The 19,576-nt window shown below is 66.7% G+C and carries 14 protein-coding genes and 2 pseudogenes; 12 read left to right on the top strand and 4 right to left on the bottom strand.

Annotated features, from left to right (window positions below; translation table 11 throughout):
• The first annotated feature begins 100 nt into the window (after nt 1–100).
• The 7 genes and pseudogenes from ACVNF4_RS01060 to ACVNF4_RS01030 form a co-directional block, all read left to right on the top strand.
• Entirely contained in the window at nt 101–7,879 is a 7,779-nt protein-coding gene (locus ACVNF4_RS01060; RefSeq protein WP_461800696.1) for a polymorphic toxin-type HINT domain-containing protein, read from the top strand.
• Nucleotides 7,880–8,233, top strand: coding sequence for a hypothetical protein (locus tag ACVNF4_RS01055; protein WP_461800695.1), 354 nt, complete (start codon nt 7,880–7,882; stop codon nt 8,231–8,233).
• A gap of 353 nt (nt 8,234–8,586) precedes the next feature.
• Nucleotides 8,587–8,727: a hypothetical protein gene (locus ACVNF4_RS01050; protein WP_461800694.1), complete on the top strand. Its 141-nt coding sequence runs from the start codon at nt 8,587–8,589 to the stop codon at nt 8,725–8,727.
• Nucleotides 8,728–8,729: 2 nt separating this feature from the next.
• A complete protein-coding gene (locus tag ACVNF4_RS01045) occupies nt 8,730–9,467 on the top strand; it encodes a hypothetical protein (RefSeq protein WP_461800693.1) in 738 nt (245 codons plus the stop codon).
• A 507-nt stretch (nt 9,468–9,974) separates the two neighbouring features.
• Nucleotides 9,975–10,412, top strand: coding sequence for a hypothetical protein (locus ACVNF4_RS01040; protein ID WP_461800692.1), 438 nt, complete (start codon nt 9,975–9,977; stop codon nt 10,410–10,412).
• Between the two features lie 25 nt (nt 10,413–10,437).
• Nucleotides 10,438–10,773 (top strand): helix-turn-helix domain-containing protein, encoded by a 336-nt coding sequence (locus ACVNF4_RS01035; RefSeq protein WP_461800691.1) that lies wholly within the window; start codon nt 10,438–10,440, stop codon nt 10,771–10,773.
• 35 nt (nt 10,774–10,808) lie between these two features.
• Nucleotides 10,809–11,024 (top strand): annotated as a pseudogene (locus tag ACVNF4_RS01030) (helix-turn-helix domain-containing protein); the annotation flags it as partial.
• Nucleotides 11,025–11,090: 66 nt separating this feature from the next.
• Here the strand turns inward: ACVNF4_RS01030 and ACVNF4_RS01025 are convergent.
• From ACVNF4_RS01025 to ACVNF4_RS01010, 4 genes and pseudogenes are all read right to left on the bottom strand, one after another.
• Nucleotides 11,091–11,504, bottom strand: a pseudogene (locus ACVNF4_RS01025) (Uma2 family endonuclease); the annotation flags it as partial.
• A gap of 264 nt (nt 11,505–11,768) precedes the next feature.
• Nucleotides 11,769–11,975: a DUF397 domain-containing protein gene (locus ACVNF4_RS01020; RefSeq protein ID WP_461800690.1), complete on the bottom strand. Its 207-nt coding sequence runs from the start codon at nt 11,973–11,975 to the stop codon at nt 11,769–11,771.
• A 28-nt stretch (nt 11,976–12,003) separates the two neighbouring features.
• A complete protein-coding gene (locus ACVNF4_RS01015; protein WP_461800689.1) occupies nt 12,004–12,216 on the bottom strand; it encodes a DUF397 domain-containing protein in 213 nt (70 codons plus the stop codon).
• A gap of 10 nt (nt 12,217–12,226) precedes the next feature.
• Nucleotides 12,227–13,087, bottom strand: coding sequence for a helix-turn-helix domain-containing protein (locus ACVNF4_RS01010; RefSeq protein WP_461800688.1), 861 nt, complete (start codon nt 13,085–13,087; stop codon nt 12,227–12,229).
• Nucleotides 13,088–13,329: 242 nt separating this feature from the next.
• Here ACVNF4_RS01010 and ACVNF4_RS01005 point away from each other — a divergent pair, with 242 nt between their 5' ends.
• The 5 genes from ACVNF4_RS01005 (at nt 13,330) to ACVNF4_RS00985 (ending at nt 19,492) form a co-directional block, all read left to right on the top strand.
• The gene (locus ACVNF4_RS01005) at nt 13,330–13,539 is read left to right on the top strand and encodes a hypothetical protein (RefSeq protein ID WP_461800687.1); all 210 of its coding nucleotides are present in this window, start codon (nt 13,330–13,332) and stop codon (nt 13,537–13,539) included.
• Nucleotides 13,536–14,165, top strand: a complete 630-nt coding sequence (locus ACVNF4_RS01000; RefSeq protein ID WP_461800686.1) for a hypothetical protein — start codon at nt 13,536–13,538, stop codon at nt 14,163–14,165. Before ACVNF4_RS01005 ends, ACVNF4_RS01000 begins: the two co-directional genes overlap by 4 nt.
• 39 nt (nt 14,166–14,204) lie before the next feature.
• Entirely contained in the window at nt 14,205–15,134 is a 930-nt protein-coding gene (locus ACVNF4_RS00995) for a Uma2 family endonuclease (protein WP_461800685.1), read from the top strand.
• 215 nt (nt 15,135–15,349) lie between these two features.
• Complete coding sequence (locus ACVNF4_RS00990) at nt 15,350–17,113, top strand: glycoside hydrolase family 35 protein (protein WP_461800684.1); 1,764 nt, start codon at nt 15,350–15,352, stop codon at nt 17,111–17,113.
• Nucleotides 17,114–17,116: 3 nt separating this feature from the next.
• A complete protein-coding gene (locus tag ACVNF4_RS00985; RefSeq protein ID WP_461800683.1) occupies nt 17,117–19,492 on the top strand; it encodes a beta-galactosidase in 2,376 nt (791 codons plus the stop codon).
• The last annotated feature ends 84 nt before the right edge of the window (nt 19,493–19,576 follow it).

Here is a 19,576-nt window from a genome sequence, read left to right as displayed (position 1 = left end):
GATTCCCTTCCAGATCAAGACACTTGAACCATGCGGTGGACATGCCACAGGCTGCCGACCATCTCTGTTGTCTGCATCGCCTGGGTGGGGTTCGACGCGTATGCGTGCTCAAGGTCCTCTGACATGGCTGCGGCGCCGCCACGGCCGCGTGGCGACCGTCCTGCTGCTGTCCTCGGTACTGACTGTGACCAGCCTGAACGCGCAGGCATGGGCGATTCCGGCGCCCAAGATGACGCGGTCGATCGACCTGCCCGAGCTGCCGAAGACGGACCCGCTCGACGGCGACGAGCAGGCGGACAAGAACCTCACCACCGCCCCCGAGGTCCCCGTCGAGCCGTACGTGCCGAAGGCCGTCACCCCGTGGGCCGAGGACAGTGGCGTCGCGAAGCTCACCCAGGACACCGCGCCCGGCACCACCGTCCCCGTCGAGGACCTGCCGATCGCGATCGGCGTGCCCAAGGGCACCCAGGCCGCGACGGTCGCCGGTGACTGGCAGGTCGACCTCGCCTCACCGGCCGTCTCCCAGGACGCCGGCGCCGCGGGCCTGATCATGCGCGTCACCCCGCCCACCACGGCCGACCCCGCCGCCCAGGTCACCATCGCCGTCGACACCACCGCCTTCGCCGACCTCTACGGCCCGCAGGCCGCCGAACGCTTCGGCCTCATGCTGCTGCCCGACTGCGTCCTGGAGGCCCCCGGCAGCGGCGACTGCGCGGCCGAGGACGGCGTCACGACCATGTCCGCCACCGCGGACGCGCCGCCCGAGCGGCTCTCCAGCACGGTCGAGGAGGTCCCGGCGGCCGACGCCCCCGCGAAGATCACCGCCGCGAAGCAGGAGAAGACCCGCACGATCCTGACGGGCACGGTGCCGGTCGCCGACCTGCTGGCCGACGACAGCGGGACACCGGTCACCTCCGGCGCCTCCGTCCGCACCGCAGCCGCCACCGCCGCCTCCGGCTCCCGCGTGGTCGGCGCCCTCGACACCGGCTCCTCCACCTCCGGCGACTTCAACGCGACCCCGCTGCTGTCCTCCGGCTCCTGGTCGGCGGGCTCCTCCTCGGGCGCCTTCACCTACGGCTACCAGGTCCAGGTCCCGGAGTCGGCGGGCGGCCTCACACCGAAGGTCAGCCTCGGCTACTCCTCCCAGACGGTCGACGGCCGCACCTCCGCGACCAACAACCAGGCCTCCTGGATCGGCGACGGCTGGGACTACAACCCGGGCTCCATCACCCGCTCGTACGCCACCTGCCGCGAGGACTCCAAGAAGGACGGCTCGAACAACAAGACCCACCGCACCTCCGACCTGTGCTGGGGCTCGAACAACGCGACCCTCTCCCTCGGCGGCACGACCACCGAACTGGTGTGGGCGGGCGGGAAGTGGACCACCGCCAACGGTGACGGCGCCGTCGTCCAGCAGATCCGCGACAAGTCCAACGGCAACGGCGCCTTCGAGGGCGAGTACTGGATCGTCACCACCCGGGACGGCACCAAGTACCACTTCGGCAAGCACAAGCTGCCCGGCGCCCCGGACGGCACGGTCACCGACTCCGTCCTGACGGTCCCCGTCTACGGCAACCACAAGGACGAGGACTGCTACCAGTCCGAGTGGAAGAACTCCGCCTGCACCCAGGGCTGGCGCTGGAACCTCGACTACGTCGAGGACATCCACGGCAACGCCATGTCCCTGTGGTGGAAGAAGGAGAAGAACCTTTACGCCCGCAACTTCAACTTCAAGGCCCCTGTCGAGTACGACCGCGCCGCCTGGCTCGACCGCATCGAGTACGGCCAGCGCAACGTCGACGACAGCATCTTCCGCACCCCCGCGACCTCCCGCGTCCTGTTCCACGTCGAACAACGCTGCCTCCCGAAGGACGGCGTCTGCTCCGACGCCGACTTCGCCGACAAGGACCCGAGCAAGTACCGCATCTGGTACGACACCCCGGCCGACCTGAACTGCCAGTCCGGCAAGAGGAAGTGCTGGAACGCCGGCCCCTCCTTCTGGAGCCGCAAGCGCCTGACGACGATCACCACCGAGACCCAGCGCGTCGCGGGGTCCACCGCCCGGCAGAACGTCGACAAGTACACGCTCACCCATGACTTCCCGACCCTGAAGACCGGCCCGAACACGGCCCTGTGGCTGGAGTCGGTGCAGCGCACCGGCTACGAACCGGGCGGCGCGGCCGTCACCCTCAACGCGGTGCGCTTCGAGAGCAACGCGGAGGACATGCCGAACCGCGTCAAGAAGGACAGCGCTCCCGGCTTCGCCCGCCTGCGCATCGGCCGTGTCATCAACGAGTACGGCGGCGAGACCGTCGTCAACTACAAGGCTCCCGAAGGGGATTGCGCGACCGGCAAGGGACTGCCCGGCAAGGACGACAAGGCGGCGCTGAAGGCCAACACCCGGCTCTGCTACCCGACTTACTGGCACCCGGACCCCGAGGTCGAGGACATCGACTGGTTCCACAAGTACGTCGTGGATTCCATCGAGGAACTCCCCAACATCTCCGGCGCGTTGGCCACGGAGACGGCCTACCGGTACAAGAACGCCGGCTGGAAGCTCGCCGAGGCCGAGTTCACCAAGAAGTCCACCCGCACGTACTCCCAGTTCGCGGGCTTCGAGCAGACGACCGTCATCACCGGCGACGACAACAAGCAGTTCGGCAGCAGGCGCTCCAAGGCCGTCACCCGCTTCTTCCGCGGCATGGGCGACGACGTCCCGGTGAAGGACATCACCGGCGACGAGATCGCCAAGGACCGCGAGCCCTTCGCGGGCCGCATCGCCGAGGAACTCACCTACACCAACGCCGACGACGCCGACACCGACTGGCTCTCGCGCTCCGTCACCGTCCCCGAGGCCACGGAACTCGCCAAGCGCAAGCGCGACGACGGCCTCAGCGACCTGCGCGCCTGGCGCGTCACGGAACCCGAGGAGATCGCGTACACCCGCTCCTCCGGCACCGGCGACGACACGCGCAAGCAGCGCGTCGTCAAGTCCCGGACGACGTACGAGCCGACGTACGGCCTGCCCGTCCTCGTCGAATCCCTCGGTGACACCCGCGAGAACGACGACGATTCCTGCACCCGCCTCGAATACGTCCACCAGACCGACAAGAACCTCATCGGCCTCACCAAACAGGTCCTGGTCTCCCCGACCACCTGCGCCGCAGCGAACTTCGCCGACCTGTCCACCCTGAGCGGCGCCACCCGCACCGCCTACGACGGCCAGGCATACGGCGCCGCCCTCCTCGCCGGCACGCAGGGTGAGGCCAGCCAGACCTGGTCCCTCAAGGGTGACGGCACCGGCTTCCAGCCGAACGGCCGCAGCGAGTTCGACGCGATCGGCCGCGTCGTCAAGCAGACCGACCCGGACGGCAACTCCGGCACCATCGCCTACGACCCGCCGACCGGGCAGGTCTTCAAGGTCACCGAGACCAACGCGCTCGGCCACTCCCAGATCCAGGAACTGGAGCCGGGCCGGGGCACCTCGCTGAAGACCACCGACGCCAACGGCCATGTCAGCCGGGCGAAGTACGACGCGCTGGGCCGTCTCGTCGAGGCCTGGGGCGCCGACCGCACCCCGTCCGCCTCCGCCGTCCCCGACTTCAAGGCCGTCTACACGATCCCGAAGCCCACCCCGGATCGCGACGGCACGAAGCCGCCGTACGTCACCACGTACACGCGCGGCCACGAGGACCGCGTCGAGAAGTCCGCCACCCTCTACGACGGCCTCGGCCGTGAACGCCAGACGCAGGAAGAGGCCGACGGCGGCGGCCACTTGATCACCGACACCCTCTACAACTCCTCCGGCGAGATCTGGCAGACCAACAACGCCTACTTCACCGAGGACGCCAAGCTCGGTGACCTCTTCAGCCCGCTCGCCGACACCGTCGTCCCCAACATCACGCGCTACACGTACGACGGCCTCGGCCGCGTCCTTGAGGAGATGCCGGTCCTGAAGGTGAAGTCCGGGTCGGCCGGCGAGGCGACCTCGGAGGCGGTGCCGGAGCGGGCCACCCGTTACAAGTACGGCGAGGACTGGTCGGAGGTCGTCAACCCGCAAGGCACCTCGTCCTACCGCGTCTTCACCGACGCGCTGGGCCGCACGTCCCGCCTCGACACCTTCAACCCCCAGGCGCCGAACGGCTTCACGTCCACGAAGTACACGTACGACCGCCACGGCCGCCTGGAGAAGGCGTCCAACTCGGCGGAATCCACGCAGGCTTGGAGCTGGACGTACGACCACCGGGGCCGCCAGATCACGGCGACCGACCCCGACACCGGCACCACACGGACCGAGTACGACCACCGCGACCGTCCCCGCCGGACGATCACCCAGCGCGCCACCGTCTGGAACGACTACGACGTCCTCTCCCGTCCCACCCAGCAGCGCCTGAACGACGACAAGGGCACCCTGCTCGCGTCCTTCGAGTACGACAAGGCGCCCGGCGGCAAGGGCATGCCGTACGCGGCGACCCGCTGGACCGGTGGTGAGGCGTACACCCAGAAGGTCGAGGGCTACACCGAGGACTACCAGCCGACCGCCACGTCCCTGACCCTCCCGCAGTCCCTCAAGGACGCCTGGGGCCTGGACACCACGTACAAGTCCAGCTACTCGTACAACGACACCGGCGCGCTGGAGCAGTCCACCCTCCCCAAGGCGGGCCGCTTCGACGCCGAGACCCTCGTCGTCCGCTACAACGAGAACGGCAAGCCGCTCTCCGTCTCGGGCAAGGACTGGTACGGCGCCGAGACCGTCTACGACGTCCACGGCCAGGTCCTGCGCTCCACACTCGGCGCCCAGCCCTACCGGGTCTGGACGAGCGCCCTCTACGACGAGGGCAGCGGCGCGCTGACCCAACAGTCCGTCCACCGCGAGAACATCAAGGACACGTCGGTCGTCTCGGGAATCGAGGTGTCCCGGCGCACCTACGACTACGACCCCTCGGGCAACGTCACCTCCATCCAGGAGAACGCCAAGGGCCAGGCCGCCGAGCGGCAGTGCTTCACCTACGACCCGATGGGCCAGTTGAAGACGGCGTGGACGGCTGCCGACCAGACGTCCTGCGTCGGCCCCAAGAAGCCCGACGGCTCCCTCAACGTGGCTGCCAACGCCGACAGTTCGGGTTACTGGCAGGAGTACGAGTACGACCTCGTCGGCAACCGCACGAAGCTGACGGAGAAGAACCTCGCGGGTTCCGCCGAGTTGGACGCGGTGACGTCGTACGCGTACGGCAAGGCGGACGGCAGTCAGCCGCACACCCTCACGAAGGTGTCGAAGACGTACCGGGCGGCTGCGGGCGGGCCGGAGGTCAAGGCCGAGGCGGAGCGCCTCTACGAGCTGACCGGTGAGACGAAGTCGATCACGTCCGTCCAGAACGGTGACAAGCAGGAGCTGTCCTGGACGTACGACGGCAAGGTCGAGCGGATCAGCGGGCAGGGGGCGCGCGGTAAGACCCCCTACGTGGGTCTCGCGGACAAGTGCCTCGACCTGAAGAGTGGCGTCACGACTGCCGGGCAGCCGATCCAGCTCTACCCCTGCAACAACTCCCCTGCGCAGAGCTGGCGGTTCGCGATCGCGCCGGGGCAATCGGACGCGAACACGGGCACGTTCACCATCTACGACGACTGGTGTGCGCAGCCGGCTTCCGGTGCGGTGGGTGCGGCGGTTCAGCTTCAGAAGTGTGCGGTTGGTGCTTCGGGGCAGCAGGTGAAGCGGACGTCCGCGGGTCAACTGGTGCATGCCGCCTCGGGGTTGTGCTTCGCGGTGAAGGACGCTTCGTCGGCGAACTCCACGGCGATCGTCCTCGCGACGTGCGATGCGTCCAAGCCTGAGCAGCAGTGGGCCGCGCAGAACGACACGCGGTACATCTACGGGCCTGACGGTTCCCAGTTGCTCGCGGTGAAGGGCAAGCAGGCCACGCTCTTCCTCGGTGACACCGAGGTGACGGTCGCTGCGGGCGGCGGGCTGATCAACACGCAGCGCACGTATGCCGTTCCGGGTGGTGCGGTCATGCGGTACGCGTATGGCGCGAGCACCGAGAACCTGGTCGCCCTTGCCGGGGACCATCAAGGCAGCACCTATGCCGAGGTCGGGCTCGGGCTGGGCGGGGCGATGCCGGTTCGGATCCGTAAGCAGGATCCCTTCGGGAATCAGCGTGGCGCCGGGACCGTCGGGGTCGACTTCCAGTCCAACAAGGGGTTCCTGGGGGCTAATCGGGACGACGCGTCGGGCTTCCAGCCGTTGGGGGCGCGGTTGTACGACCCGGTGGTGGGGCGGTTCCTGTCGGCGGACCCTGTGCTGGACCTGAAAGATGTGTTGCAGTCCAACGGGTACTCCTACGCGCACAACAACCCGGTGACCATGTCCGACCCGACGGGGTTGGCGATCACGCTGACGGCGTCTGAACGTGCCGCCGCGCTGGCGGGGGCGGGTCTCTCGGCGGCCCAAGTCGCGCAGGCTCAGGCGATGATGGGGAAGTCGTTGACGTCCGTCATCCTTGCGGTGGCTTGGGAGACGTTGAAGGACTTCATCGGGATCAACGACGCGATGGCCTGCTTCGGCGGGGACATGTGGTCGTGCGCGGGGTTGATCGTGGACGCGATTCCCTGGACGAAGCTCGGCAAGATCCCGTCGGTTTTGAAGGCCGTCAACCGGACGATCAAGGCGATCGAGTCGTTCAAGGCGGCTAAGAAGGCTGCGGAGTTGGTCCTGAAGGCGGCCAAGGCTGCCGAGACGGCCGCCTTGAACGCCAAGAAGGCGGCGATTGAGAAGGCGAAACGGGAGGCTGCTCAGCGGGCGAAGAAGAAGGCCGCGGAACAGGCGAAACGTACGGCTGACGCGGCTGCCGCTCAGAAGAAGAAGACCGGCAATCCGGTTCAGAAGCAGGCCCAGGCTAAGGCCGCGCCCAAGGTCTCTACGGCGAAGAGCGCCGGTGGGGGTGGCGGGAGCAAGGGGAGCGGCTCCAAGCCGGGCGGCACCTCCGGGGGGTCGTCACGCGGGAGTGGTGGCGGGTCGAGCGGGGGCGGTGGCTCTGGCAAGGCCGATAGCGGCGGCACCTGCAACAGCTTCGTCCCAGGTACCAAGGTCCTCATGGCCGACGGTTCCACCAAGCCGATCGAGAAGGTCAAGGCCGGCGACAAGGTCCTCGCCACCGATGAACGGTCCGGTGAGACGCGGGCTCAGACTGTTACGGCTGAGATCAAGGGGCGGGGGCTCAAGCACCTCGTCAAGGTGACGGTCGACGTCGACGGCAAGAAGGGTGCCAAGACGGCCTCGGTCACGGCGACTGATGGGCATCCGTTCTGGGTTCCTGCGCTTCGGGAGTGGGTGGATGCCACTGATCTGCGGGGTGGGGAGTGGCTGCGGACCAGTGCGGGGACGTTGGTCCAGATCGTTGCGGTCGAGCGGTGGACGGCGCAGGCTTCGGCTGTTCACAACCTGACGGTCAGCGATGTTCACACGTACTACGTGTCGGTGGGGACCACGCCAGTCCTGGTGCACAACTGCAATGGAACTGCCACTATTCGCTGGGATCAGGACATGGAACACGCCACCATCCGTGTGGAGGGAGACGGAGTTTCGCTGGAAACTGAGCAGGTGATACCCGACTGGGACGGCGGTGGCAATCCCAATGGCCTCCCTACGACCGGGGCACGCGCTGAACCCCTTGGGCCGAATGTGATCGAACGGACCTTTGAGCTTTCTGATGTGAGGGCGGCAATGAGGGCACAGCAAGATTCTATCGGTGCGGATCTTGGCAGATATGATGGGATTCACAATAGCTGCGTAACCTACTGTATTTCCATTCTTAGAGCTGGAGGGGTAGATATTCCAGAAGGTGCGCGTGGAATGATTGCTCTCCGAAGGACCCTGGGTTAGGTGATTCATTTGGATCAAAGCGGCGACCACTACGACGCTGTGCTTGCTGAAATGCTACTCAGTAGAAAGGTTGGAGTCTCCCACATTCGGCATCTTGGTGACTTGATTTCGGCCCGGGCGCAGTTGAGCATGGGGATGCAGGGCGCTGTTGGTCTCTCATTTGATCAGCGTGCCGACATAGTCGAGGCGGTCATCGAGCTGGAGGATTCTTACATCTCCGCATGGAATTCCATTTCCAATGAATTGCGAATTGATCGGCAGGGTCGGAATTTGCAGAAACTTGAGCAAGCCCTGCGAGATGCCGTGGCGGGAATCCGTGAAATTGCTCGCAGGAACGGAATTAGGATCGAATGAATTTTCTGCAGCGGAATGCCCAATGCCCAATGCCCAATGCCCGGTCTCAGGGCCAGATGTGCGATCCGAGCCGTCCGAACGGCGTAGGTGGCGGGGCCACCGCGGGCTACGGCTCGGTGGATGTGGTGCGGGAGGGCGTGGAGTCGTTCGGCTATGTCCAGAGTGCGCAGCTGCTGGTTGTCTAAGCTTGACTTTTAACCCCGGGCCTCGAACATCGCGTCGCACGTGGTCACTCACCCCCGACGCGGTGACACGCTGTTCGAGGTCACCGATGCGATGCTCTGCGAGAACGGGCCGGTGACCTCGCCGGTCGGCCTGTTCGCCCGCCCCGAGACCCCTGGGGTGAACCGGACGTGGCGACCGCCACCGTGACCGACCGCTACGGCACCGCGCAGACCACGGTGTTCGACCGCCTCCACCCGAAGCTGACCACCCGCTCCGCGTGGCTGGAAGATGTGGAACATTCGAATGATTACCTCCCGATACGGCGGTAGTGGTGGACCCTTCGAAATATCCCGATGTCGACGCGCTCGTGGCACGTCTTGTCCGAAGCCAGGAATCCGGCACTGGGCGGGCTGTCGGACTTCCTGAAGATGAGTCGACTCCGATTGATACAGGTCGACCCTTGAGTAAAGAATTCCTGCGGAGGCTGGCAGGGCGGCTCGAAATGCAGAGCTGTGACGTCTTCCTCATCGCGGGAATGATAAATCCGAACGATACATTATTTTTCGATGAGGAAGCTGGTCGCGAACTGCCTAAGCTGGTACGACGCGCCCTTTCTTTGCCGACGACTGACGGGCAGCGGCTGCGTGACTTCGCCCGGTCTCTGCCTGAGATGCCGCGAGCCGTCTCTCTCAGGAAGCGGCGCCCTTATGAACAGTACCCGCCGGGTTTTGGTTCCCTCTTCGTGCGGATGTTGGCCCTTCGTAATATGGGATGGTCCTCCGCGGCCCAGGTGATGTACCTGATGTCTGGTGTGTGTGTTTCGCCCTCGACCATCGGTGCGGTGGGGCGCGGCGTCAGGGAGATCGACTCTGAACTCCTCAACGGCTTCGCAGTTGTGCTCGGTATTCCGCTCACCGTCCTGGAATCTTTGACCGGTTCGCACCAAACCACAGATCACATCCGTTTGCCGGAGAATTCAGATACGGCCGCCCTGATTTTGGATGTGCGACATCTGAATGCGAGGCAGATTCGGGAAGTTTCTCAGCTGGTAGATATGTTGAGTCCGTGACTGTCTGCATCAGGCGTCAAGTACAGCTGTCGTGTCGGGCGGGACGCTCGGTCAAGAGGGCGGGGAGTACCCGGGATCATGACCCCTCCCCCTGCTCCAGTCAGCGCATGAATGCCGAACGCGCAGTGCGTGACGGTGAGTTGAATTGCCGGAACCTTGCTGTGCCCAACAGACTGCCGTGCTACCTCAACTCGGTATCGCTTCTGAGGGTTTCGCTTCAGGGCGACGTCATGACAGCGTCCAGGTGAGGCGAGACCGGGCTGAACATGGATGCCGGATGATCGGCCTACCCGCCACTGCGAGTTCAATCGCAGTACTCAGCTCTGTCAGGTCACGGGCTTGTACTCGGTGGTTCGAGATTCTGAGGCGGACCAAACGCTTCGCCATTCAGGGTGTTTTGGCGGGATGATTGACCCGGTTAGTGTAACCCTCAATACTTGACATGAGTGGATGCGGGCGGTGGATTCCGTGCGCGTCTCCTCCGTCCATATTTAGAGTTAGTGGTGAATGAATCTGATTCTCCAGATCGGCGATGAGGTTATCGTCTCCTGTGAAGCAGCAAGTGCCCGAGTGGTCGCGGTGAACTCGCGTCACATCACTTTGAAATGGCCATGGGGAGTGATCGACCACTCCTCGAACTTCCGGTGGGATGGTACATATTCCCTTCCCTGTGACGAGTCTGATGCAGAATGGATTCCGTACAGGCTTGAACCGGCCGCTTCCGAACTTCATGCGGGAGATGAATGTATGATTTCCATCCCCCCGACACGACTCCATGTCGGGCATTATGAAAAATATGACCCTCCGCGCAATCTTGGCTGGACTCCCGCACCTACTGCGGGGCTCTATGTGATTCCGCTGGAGAAATCGGAGGAGGATGATGCGGGATGCATGCTCTATCTGGGAGGTGCTGAGCTCATTCGAGTGGAGTTGGTGGAGGGATAGAGGGTACTGAAAAGCGGGAGAGTCGATGAACCACAGTGAGTGGAGGACTCGTCGCCACCGCCAGATGTCGGGCGAACACCCGGACGCCGATCCTGAGTACGACCGGGTCTACGAAGAGGCCGGCCTCGCCATGACGTTGGGCAAGGCCGTTTACGACCGGCGTAAGCAGCTGGGCCTGAGTGAGGTCGATCTCGCCGAGCGTATGCATGTCGACGTCGATGACATCGAAGGCATCGAGACGGCCACCGAGCTGCCGCCCATCGCGGTCATCATGCGCCTGGCCCGCGCACTGGACCTCACGGTGGACGTACACCTCGCCGGCGGAGACGAGCCCACCGTCACCATCGTCCCGGCGGCCTGAGGCGGGGAGGAATCATGCAGGACCCGCCTTCCGTGCTCGCCCGTGAGCTCGGGCGACTCGTCCACGACCGGCGTATCAAACTCGGGCTGTCCCAGGCCGAACTGGCCGAGCGGTGCGGGATGAAGCAGCCGCAGATCTCCCGCTTCGAAGGCGGCGGGACCGTGCCCACGCTTCCCCTTCTGCGCCGTCTGGCTCAGGCTCTCGGCGCCGACCTGACCATCAGTCTCACCCCGCGCGACGAAGCCGCTTGATATGTGAATTCGGACTTCCTGAGGTGGTGCGGGCCCCTGGCGTAGGGCTACTGCTTCGGTTCGGCGCTACTGGCGGGAGAGCGTGGCCGGGTCGATCTTGATGGGGAACGGGGTGCCCAGGTGGGTGGTCGCGCCTGTCAGAGCTGTTGTCCGTTCCACGTACCGGCCGCCTTCCAGTTCGTAGACCGCGAGCATCGGGGCGGGGTCGAACTCCAGGTGCCAGAAGTGGGGGACTGCGGCCTCCGCGTACAGCAGGGGCTTGATCTTGCGGTCCATGGTGCGGTTGCCGGGGGAGACGAGTTCGACGACGAGCTGGACCGCTTCGATGCCGAAGGTGACGGGGTCGTCGGCGGTCGCGCCGGCGTCGGCTACGACCAGGTCGGGCACGACCAGCCCGGACGGTAGGACGACGTTGACACCTTCCAGGATCTCCACTGGTGCGCCAACGGCGCGGGCGGCCGTGTCAAGGGCGACGTGGAGACGGAACGAGGCCCGCTGGTGGCGACGCCGGGGGCGGGGGACACCACGAGGGACTCCCTCAGCAGCTCGTAACGGACGGTGCGGTCTTCGGGTAGTGCCAGGACATCAGCGACGGTCCAGGGCCCGGTGTGGTCGATGGCAACGCTCATTCCCTTTCACCTCCTCGTCCGACCGGGAGTCTTCGGTGTGACCCCGACATGCGGTATACGGCCAGCATACGGACGTCTTCACCCGGCGACATCAGGGTTCGTCGGTGCGGGTGAGTTACCGGACGTGGTCCGACTTGATGGCGTGCACGAAGGTCAGCCAGGTGGGGACGGGGAAGATGAAGGCCCCGTGGGAGGGGGTCTTCGAGTCGCGGATCGCTATCTCGCCGGCGGGGAGGGGGAGGTATTCGACGCAGTCGGCGTCGGCTCCGTCGCTGTAGCTGCTCTTGCGCCATCCGTCGGTCGGGAGGTTCCTGCGGAGCATGAGTTCCTCCTGGCTTCTTCCTGGTTGGTCAGGTGCCCGGCAGTTCGTTGTGCTTCACCGCGTCGATGAAGGACACCCATGACAAGGTAGGGAAGACGAAGGCCCCGTTGGAGGGGGCCTTCGAGTCGCGGACCGCAACTTCGCCCGTGTCGAGGGGCAGGTATTCAACGCACTGGGCGTTACCTCCGTCGCTGTAGCTGCTCTTGCGCCAGCCGTCGGTCGGGAGGTTCCTGCGGATCATCGGCTTCCTCTTAGCTTCTCTCGAAGTCCCGCATCGCGAGCTTGATCAAGTCGGCGGTATGACGAGACGATAGGGCGGCTGCGCGAATCTCGTCAAAGAGCTTCCGGTGTACCTCGACGTCGGCGGCGTCCTGCATGTACAGGGACTTGGACCAGGTGCTGATCTCGACGACATCCAAGGTGGTGGCGTCATCGTTGATGATGGTCCTGAAGGAGCCGTGAAGTCCACCGTAGACCGCCTGCTCGAACGGCACGACCTGGATAGTGACGTGGGGGCGCGTGGCCAGCGTGAGTAGGTGGGCCAGTTGCTTGCTCATGACGCCGGGGCCGCCTACCGGCCTGCGTACGACACCCTCGTCGAGGATGCACATCACCTGCGGCGGGTTCTCCTTCTCCAGAACCTTCTGCCGCTCCATCCGCAGACCGACGTAGTGCTCTACCTCTTCTGAGCTGCGCCACGGCTCAAGCCCATGGATCATCGCGGCGGCGTACTCCGGTATCTGGAGCCATCCCGGCAGGTACATCGACGCGAACGCCTCGACGCGCGTGCACTCCGACTCCAGCTCGACCATCTCGCGCGCGTCCACGCGGAGGTCGTACTCCGGGAAGTACTGCGTCTGCCCGCTCTCCCTCAGCAGGGTGATCAGGTCCGTGCGGACCTTGGCGTCCGTCACGCCGTACAGGTCGAGCAGTGCCTGGAGTTCCAGCCGGCGGAGACGAAGTCTGCCGGTCTCGATCTTGGACATCTTGCTCTGCTGGGCGTCGAGCTCGGCAGCTGCGTCCTTCTGTGCGATGCCTGCGGCCTCACGAAGCCGCTTGAGATCCGCACCGAGCTTGCGCTGCCTGAGCGTTGGGCCTTGTCGACTCGCCACATTCCCTCCTTGATCGGGACCAAGTCTGTCGTGCGCCGTAAGCCGTAGGGACTCTTTCCCGCGTCTCGGCATATGCCAGAGTCTCACGAGACTTCACTCGTTGGGACTTATTCCGTGAAGTATGTTGCGGCGAACCTTCGGGCTGCCCCACTCTGGTTCCCCGGCAGCCCGGCCGAACTCGGTGGCATCAACTGCCCTGACCTGGGCCGACCTTGGCTGCCATCTCTCCAACTGGAGGCGGCATGGCACAACAAACCCAACAGGTGCACCACGAGTTCCGGTTGCCCCTCTTCGTCGAACCGGAGAAGCTGCGGTGGGTGCGAAGGGGCGTCGGAACTCGCGTTCGGGCGTGGGGACTTGACGCCGTTGTGGACGACGCCCTCGAAGTCGTCACCGAGCTGCGCATCACGGCGTGGTGGAGGGCGGAGGCGACAGGGGAGGCGGCGTCGTGATCGTCCCGTACATCACCTGTCGCGCGGGCGAGGAACCTGTCGAGCACAAGGAGTTGCGCGGGAGTTGGGGAGCGGACGGGCGTCCCCGGCTCGGTTACCGCAGCGAACTTCCCGGCGACAGGGACCTCCAGGACGTCCTGTGGGCCCGCTGTTCGCAGAGGCGTGGATCCGACGGTCTTCCCGTCGGCGAGCCCCGGTGGCGTGACGTCCATCCGGTCCGCCAACGTGAGTGCATGCAACGCCTGTTGTGTCAGGTCTGTGCCCAACCCGCCCGCACGGCACAGGGGTTCATCTTCCTCCTCGCCCCTGATGAACTACGCCCCCACCAAACCAACCTCCTCACCGCCCAACCCCCCGTCTGCCGCAGACATGCCCGCACCGCCGCCACCCTCTGCCCCTACCTCCGCGAAGAACCGACGGTCCTCCTCGTCCCCACACCCCGCATCCACGGCGTAGTCGGCGCCCTCTACGAACGCACCGGCCACCGCATCCGCCCCGCCCCGGCCGACATCGGCTCCCTTCCGTACGGTCACCCCTGTCTGCGCTGGTACCTCGCATCGCAGATGGTCCGCAGGCTTCACTCTTTCGAGGTCCTCGACTTGAAGGAACTCGCCGACGGGCGATGAGGTGCACGTGTGAGTACTCCTGCCCGTCCCCTGATTCCCGTGCGTCGTGGCCGCCTCCGAGAAGCTGCGGGGCGTATCGAGCAACTCACGGGCGCGAGAGTGGAGATCATCGGTGGGGCACTCCTGATCTCCCTGAGGTCGAGCGGTAGGCACGCAGGGATCGTCATAGACCTGCGTGACGCCATCCGCCCGCAACTCCCACCTGAGTACGAGGTGTTCGCGAACATCTCCGTCCCGATGCCGGGTGATCCCGACGACTACGCCACCCCGGACCTCACCGTTGGCCTCCAAGCGTTCCGTGACGACGACGGCTGGCTCCTCGACGCCGACGCGGTTGAGTTGGTCGTAGAGGTCATCTCCCCGGGCGAGCGCCTGAAGGGGGTCAACGAGAAGACCGCCTGGTATGCGGCGGCGGGCGTTCCGCGGTTGTTGCAGATCGATCCTCGGTCGGGCACGTGGTCGCTGTTCGGCAGGCCGGGGGAGGGGCAGTACAACAGCGTGGTGCACGGCAAGTACGGTGAGACCGTGCCCCTGCCCGCTGATCTCGGTGGCGATCTGCCCACGGCCGGCCTCACGGCTGACGGTGCCACCCCGCCACGGAGGCCACGACCCGTGAAGATCGACGACGTCATGGACTTCCTGGTCGAGCACCGGGCTCCCGGCGTCGTCCCCGGCTACATCTCCGAACAGCTCCTCTCCATGGCGTGGATCATCGATGCCGAGGACGTCGCCCGTATGACGGAGACGGCCCGGCGCTGGCTCAGGTCGGACGACCCGTTTCGGGTGGCCGTCGCGATCGGGCTGGAGAACGAGACGTATCTGGCCGACTCCTGGGAGGAGATCTCGGCCCTGGCTGAGCCGCTGAAGGAGAAGTTCCCCTCCATGGCGGCTGACGTGGACGCCTGGATGGTCCGGGCCGAGGCGTCGTACGAGCGGCTGCGGAGCGGGAGCTTCTTCGCGGAGGGGTAGGTCCCCTCCCGTATCGCTCCGCCCACCCCCTTTCGCAAACCCTCGTACAAACCCTGTTGACGACGTCGATGTTACCGGTAACATTTTCGCTCGTCGGAGGTTTCGAGAGCCGCTCACGATGATGTGGGCCGTCCCCGGGAGGGTGTGTGTTCGTGGCGCGTTCTCAGGGTGCTGCCTGCTCTCCGTCCCTTACCCCCCTCTCCGGAAGGACCCCCATGTCCGCCCTGACCACTACCCCTACATCCTTCGAGCTCAACGGTGAGCCCTTCCGGATCATCTCCGGGGCGCTGCACTACTTCCGGGTGCACCCGGACCTGTGGGCGGACCGGCTGCGGAAGGCGCGGCTGATGGGGCTCAACACCGTTGAGACGTACGTCCCTTGGAACCTGCACCAGCCGGAACCGGGGACGCTGGTGCTGGACGGGCTGCTCGATCTGCCCAGGTTCCTGCGGCTGGCGCAGGCGGAGGGGCTGAAGGTGTTGTTGCGGCCGGGGCCCTACATCTGCGCGGAGTGGGACGGGGGCGGGCTGCCGCACTGGCTCATGTCGGAGGCGGACGTCCAACTCCGCAGCAGTGACCCGAAGTTCACGGCGATCATCGATCGGTACCTTGATCTGTTGCTGCCTCCGCTGCTTCCGCACATGGCGGCGTCCGGCGGGCCGGTCATCGCGGTGCAGGTCGAGAACGAGTACGGGGCGTACGGCAACGACGCCGCCTACCTCAAGCACCTGGTGGAGGCGTTCCGTTCACGCGGCATCGACGAACTCCTCTTCACCTGCGACCAGGTGAACCCTGAGCACCAGGAGGCCGGCGGGATCCCGGGGGTGCTCGCCACCGGGACCTTCGGGGGGAAGATCGACACCGCGCTGGCCACCCTGCGGGAGCACCAGCCCGAAGGGCCCCTGATGTGCGCCGAGTTCTGGATCGGGTGGTTCGACCACTGGGGCGGCCCGCACCACACCCGGGACACCGCCGACGTCGCCGCCGACCTGGACAAGCTGCTCGCGGCCGGCGCCTCCGTGAACATCTACATGTTCCACGGCGGCACCAACTTCGGCCTCACCAACGGCGCCAACCACCACCACACGTACGCCCCCACCATCACCTCGTACGACTACGACGCCCCCCTCACCGAGAACGGCGACCCGGGACCGAAGTACCACGCGTTCCGCGAGGTCATCGCCAAGTACGCGCCGGTGCCTGAGGAGTTGCCCGAACCGTCGGTGAAACTTCCGGTGACCGAGGTCGAGTTGAGCGAGCGTGCACCGCTGCTGCCGTACCTCTCCGAGCTGTCGGGGCGGACCGTGCGCACCGAAAACCCCATCACCGCCGACGAGTTGGGGATGCGGGCAGGGTACGTGCTGTACCGCAGCACCCTGCCGAAGAACGGCCTCGGGGTGCTGCACTTCGAGGGCGGGGTGGGGGACCGGGCCCAGGTGTACGTCGACGGCACGCCGGTCGGGGTGCTGGAGAACGAGCGGCGGGAGGTCAGCCTGCCGGTTCAAGTGCTGCGCAGGGGCGCGGTGTTGGAGGTGCTCGTCGAGAACATGGGGCGGGTCAACTACGGGCCGCGCATCGGGGCCCCCAAGGGGCTGCTCGGACCGGTCACCTTCGACGGTATGCCGGTCACCGGCTGGGAGTGCCGTCCGCTGCCGATGGACGCGCCTCTCGGGGACGCCCTCTACGCCGAGGCGGAGAGCGAGGGGTGCGCCGAACCCGCCTTCCACCGGGGGACGTTCGAGGTCGCCGAACCCGCCGACACCTTCCTCTCCCTGCCGGGGTGGACGAAGGGACAGGCGTGGATCAACGGCTTCTCGCTCGGCCGCTACTGGAACCGGGGTCCGCAGCAGACCCTGTACGTCCCCGCCCCCGTCCTCCGGTCCGGCACCAACACCCTGATCGTCCTGGAACTCCAGGCGACCGCCAGCCGTCACGCCCGTCTCGTCGACGCCCCTGACCTCGGCCCGAAAGGCCAGTGACCCGTGACGCACCGACTGGGCCTGCCCCCGCCCTCCGCCCCGCCCCGCACCGGCCACCTCCCCTTCTCCGACGCCCCCGGCGTCCCCGACCCGATCCAGGTCACCAGCCGGTGGCTCACGCGGGGCGGGCGGCCCTGGTTCCCGGTCTCCGGTGAGTTCCACTACTCCCGTAGCCCGAGCGGGAGTTGGGAGGAGGAACTCCTCAAGATGAAGGCGGCCGGGGTGAGCGCCGTCGCCTCGTACGTCATCTGGATCCACCACCAGGAGGGCGAGGGTGCACCCCGGTTCGACGGTGATCTCGACCTGCGCCGGTTCGCCGAACTCTGCGCTCGGCACGGTCTCGACTTCATCCCCCGGATCGGCCCCTGGTCCCACGCGGAGGTCCGCAACGGGGGCCTGCCCGACTGGGTGCTGGCCCGCACCGACGCACCTCGCACCGACGACCCGGCCTATCTCGCCGCCGTCCAGCCCTGGTTCGAGGCGATAGCGGCTCAACTCGCCGGGCTGGAGCGGGCGTCGGGCGGTCCGATCGTCGCGATCCAGATCGAGAACGAGCTGTACGACCAGCCGGGGCACCTGCTCACGCTCAAGCGGATGGCCCAACAGGCCGGACTGAGTGCGCCGTTGTGGACCTCCACCGCCTGGGGCGGCGTCCAGCTTCCCGGTGACGAGCTGATGCCGCTCTACGGCGGCTACCCCGAGACCTTCTGGACCGAGGCCGACGGGGGATGGTCCGACACCTGCCGCAAACACTTCTTCTTCACGCCGCAGCGGGACGACGAGGGCATCGGCGCCGACCTGCGGCCCACCACCGTCCGGGGTGTCGACTCCGCTGTCTACGCGGAGCGATTCCCCTGGGCCACCTGCGAGTTGGGCGGCGGGATGGCCGTCGCCTACCACCGCCGGCCGCGTGTCGACGCCACCGACGTCGGGGCGCTCGGGCTCACGAAGATCGGCTGCGGGTCCGTGTGGCAGGGCTACTACATGTTCCACGGCGGCACCAACCCGGCGCCCGGACTCCAGGAGTCCCACGCGACCGGCTACCCCAACGACCTTCCCGTCCTGACGTACGACTTCCAGGCGCCGCTCGGGGAGTACGGCCAGTACCGGGACTCGTACGACGAACTCCGCCTCCAGCACCTGCTGTTGGCGGAGTTCGGGGAGCGGATCGCACCGATGGAGTCCGTGTTCCCGGCGGCGGGGCCCGCAGGGCAGCACGACCGGGAGACGCTGCGGTGGGCCGTACGGACCGACGGGGACGGCGGGTTCCTGTTCGTCAACAACCATCAGCCGCACGAGGAGTTGGCCGAGCATCCTGGCACGGTGTTCGACATCGGGGGGCTCACCTTCCCGAGCCGCCGCTTCACCGTCCCCCGAGGCGCGTATTTCTGCTGGCCGTTCAGGATGCCGTTCGCGGGGCTGCGGATCGAGTGGGCAACCGCTCAGCCGGTGTGCACAGTTCGGGACGACGACCGGACGGTACTGGTGCTGGCGGCCACCGAGGGCGTGCCGGTCGAGGTCGCCCTCGGTGGCGGGGTGGGGGTCGTCGCGACACCGGAGGGCGCCGACATCGGGCCCGCCTACGAGGACGGCAGCGGTGTGCTGATCACCGGCGTCCGGCCCGGGACCGACGCGTGGATCGAGGTGGAGAACCTCGACGAGGAGCGGGTCGCCGTGCTCGTCCTCGACGCGGCCACCGCGCGGACCGCCTACAAGGGGGTCGCCTGGGGTGCCGAGCGGCTGGTCCTCTGCGCGGAGGGGGTCGTCTTCGACACGCACCGCGACGAGGTGCGGCTGCACGGGCGTACGGCGGGCAGCGGGGAGACGGTCTCCTTCGCCGTGCTGCCGGAGCCGGAGCGGATACCGGCGGGGGAGGGGGCGGAGGTCGCCCAGGCGCCGGACGGGGTGTTCACGCGGTACACCCTGTCGGGGGCGGGGGGTGTGGACCTGCCCCCGACAGGGCGGCCCGTGCCCGTACCGGTCGTCGAGCTGCTCCGGCCCGCCGGGGACCCGCCCCCGCCCACGACCGGCGTCCTCCAGCGGGCCAGTGCGCCGGACGACAAGTGGTACGAGCGGTCGGCCGCCGTCCACCAGGTCCGGGTCCCGGGCCCAGTGGCCGGCCGGAGCGGTGTGCTGCGGCTGCACTGGCGCGGCGACGTCGCCCGCGCCTATGTGGGGGAGCGGCTCGTCGCCGACCAGTTCTACTCCGGACGGCCCTGGGACATCGGGCTCGACCTGCTGACCGAGGGGGAGCCGCTGACGGTCCGGGTACTGGCGGCCGATCCGGCGGCGCGGGTGTATCTGCCGGTGGATCGGGAGGCGGCGGCGGAGGTACGGGGTGCGGAGGTGGTCACGGCGCGGGTGTGGACGGTGGGGTGAGGGGTGGGTCATGGGGGACCCGTAGTACTTCAGGGTCGGCGAGGGTGGACCCGTACGACCCGTAGTACTTCAGGGCTGGCGAGG

The organism is Streptomyces sp. S6 (assembly GCF_054880855.1).
Note: the sequence above shows the minus strand (reverse complement) of the source record. Positions and strands in the feature narration are given on the sequence as shown.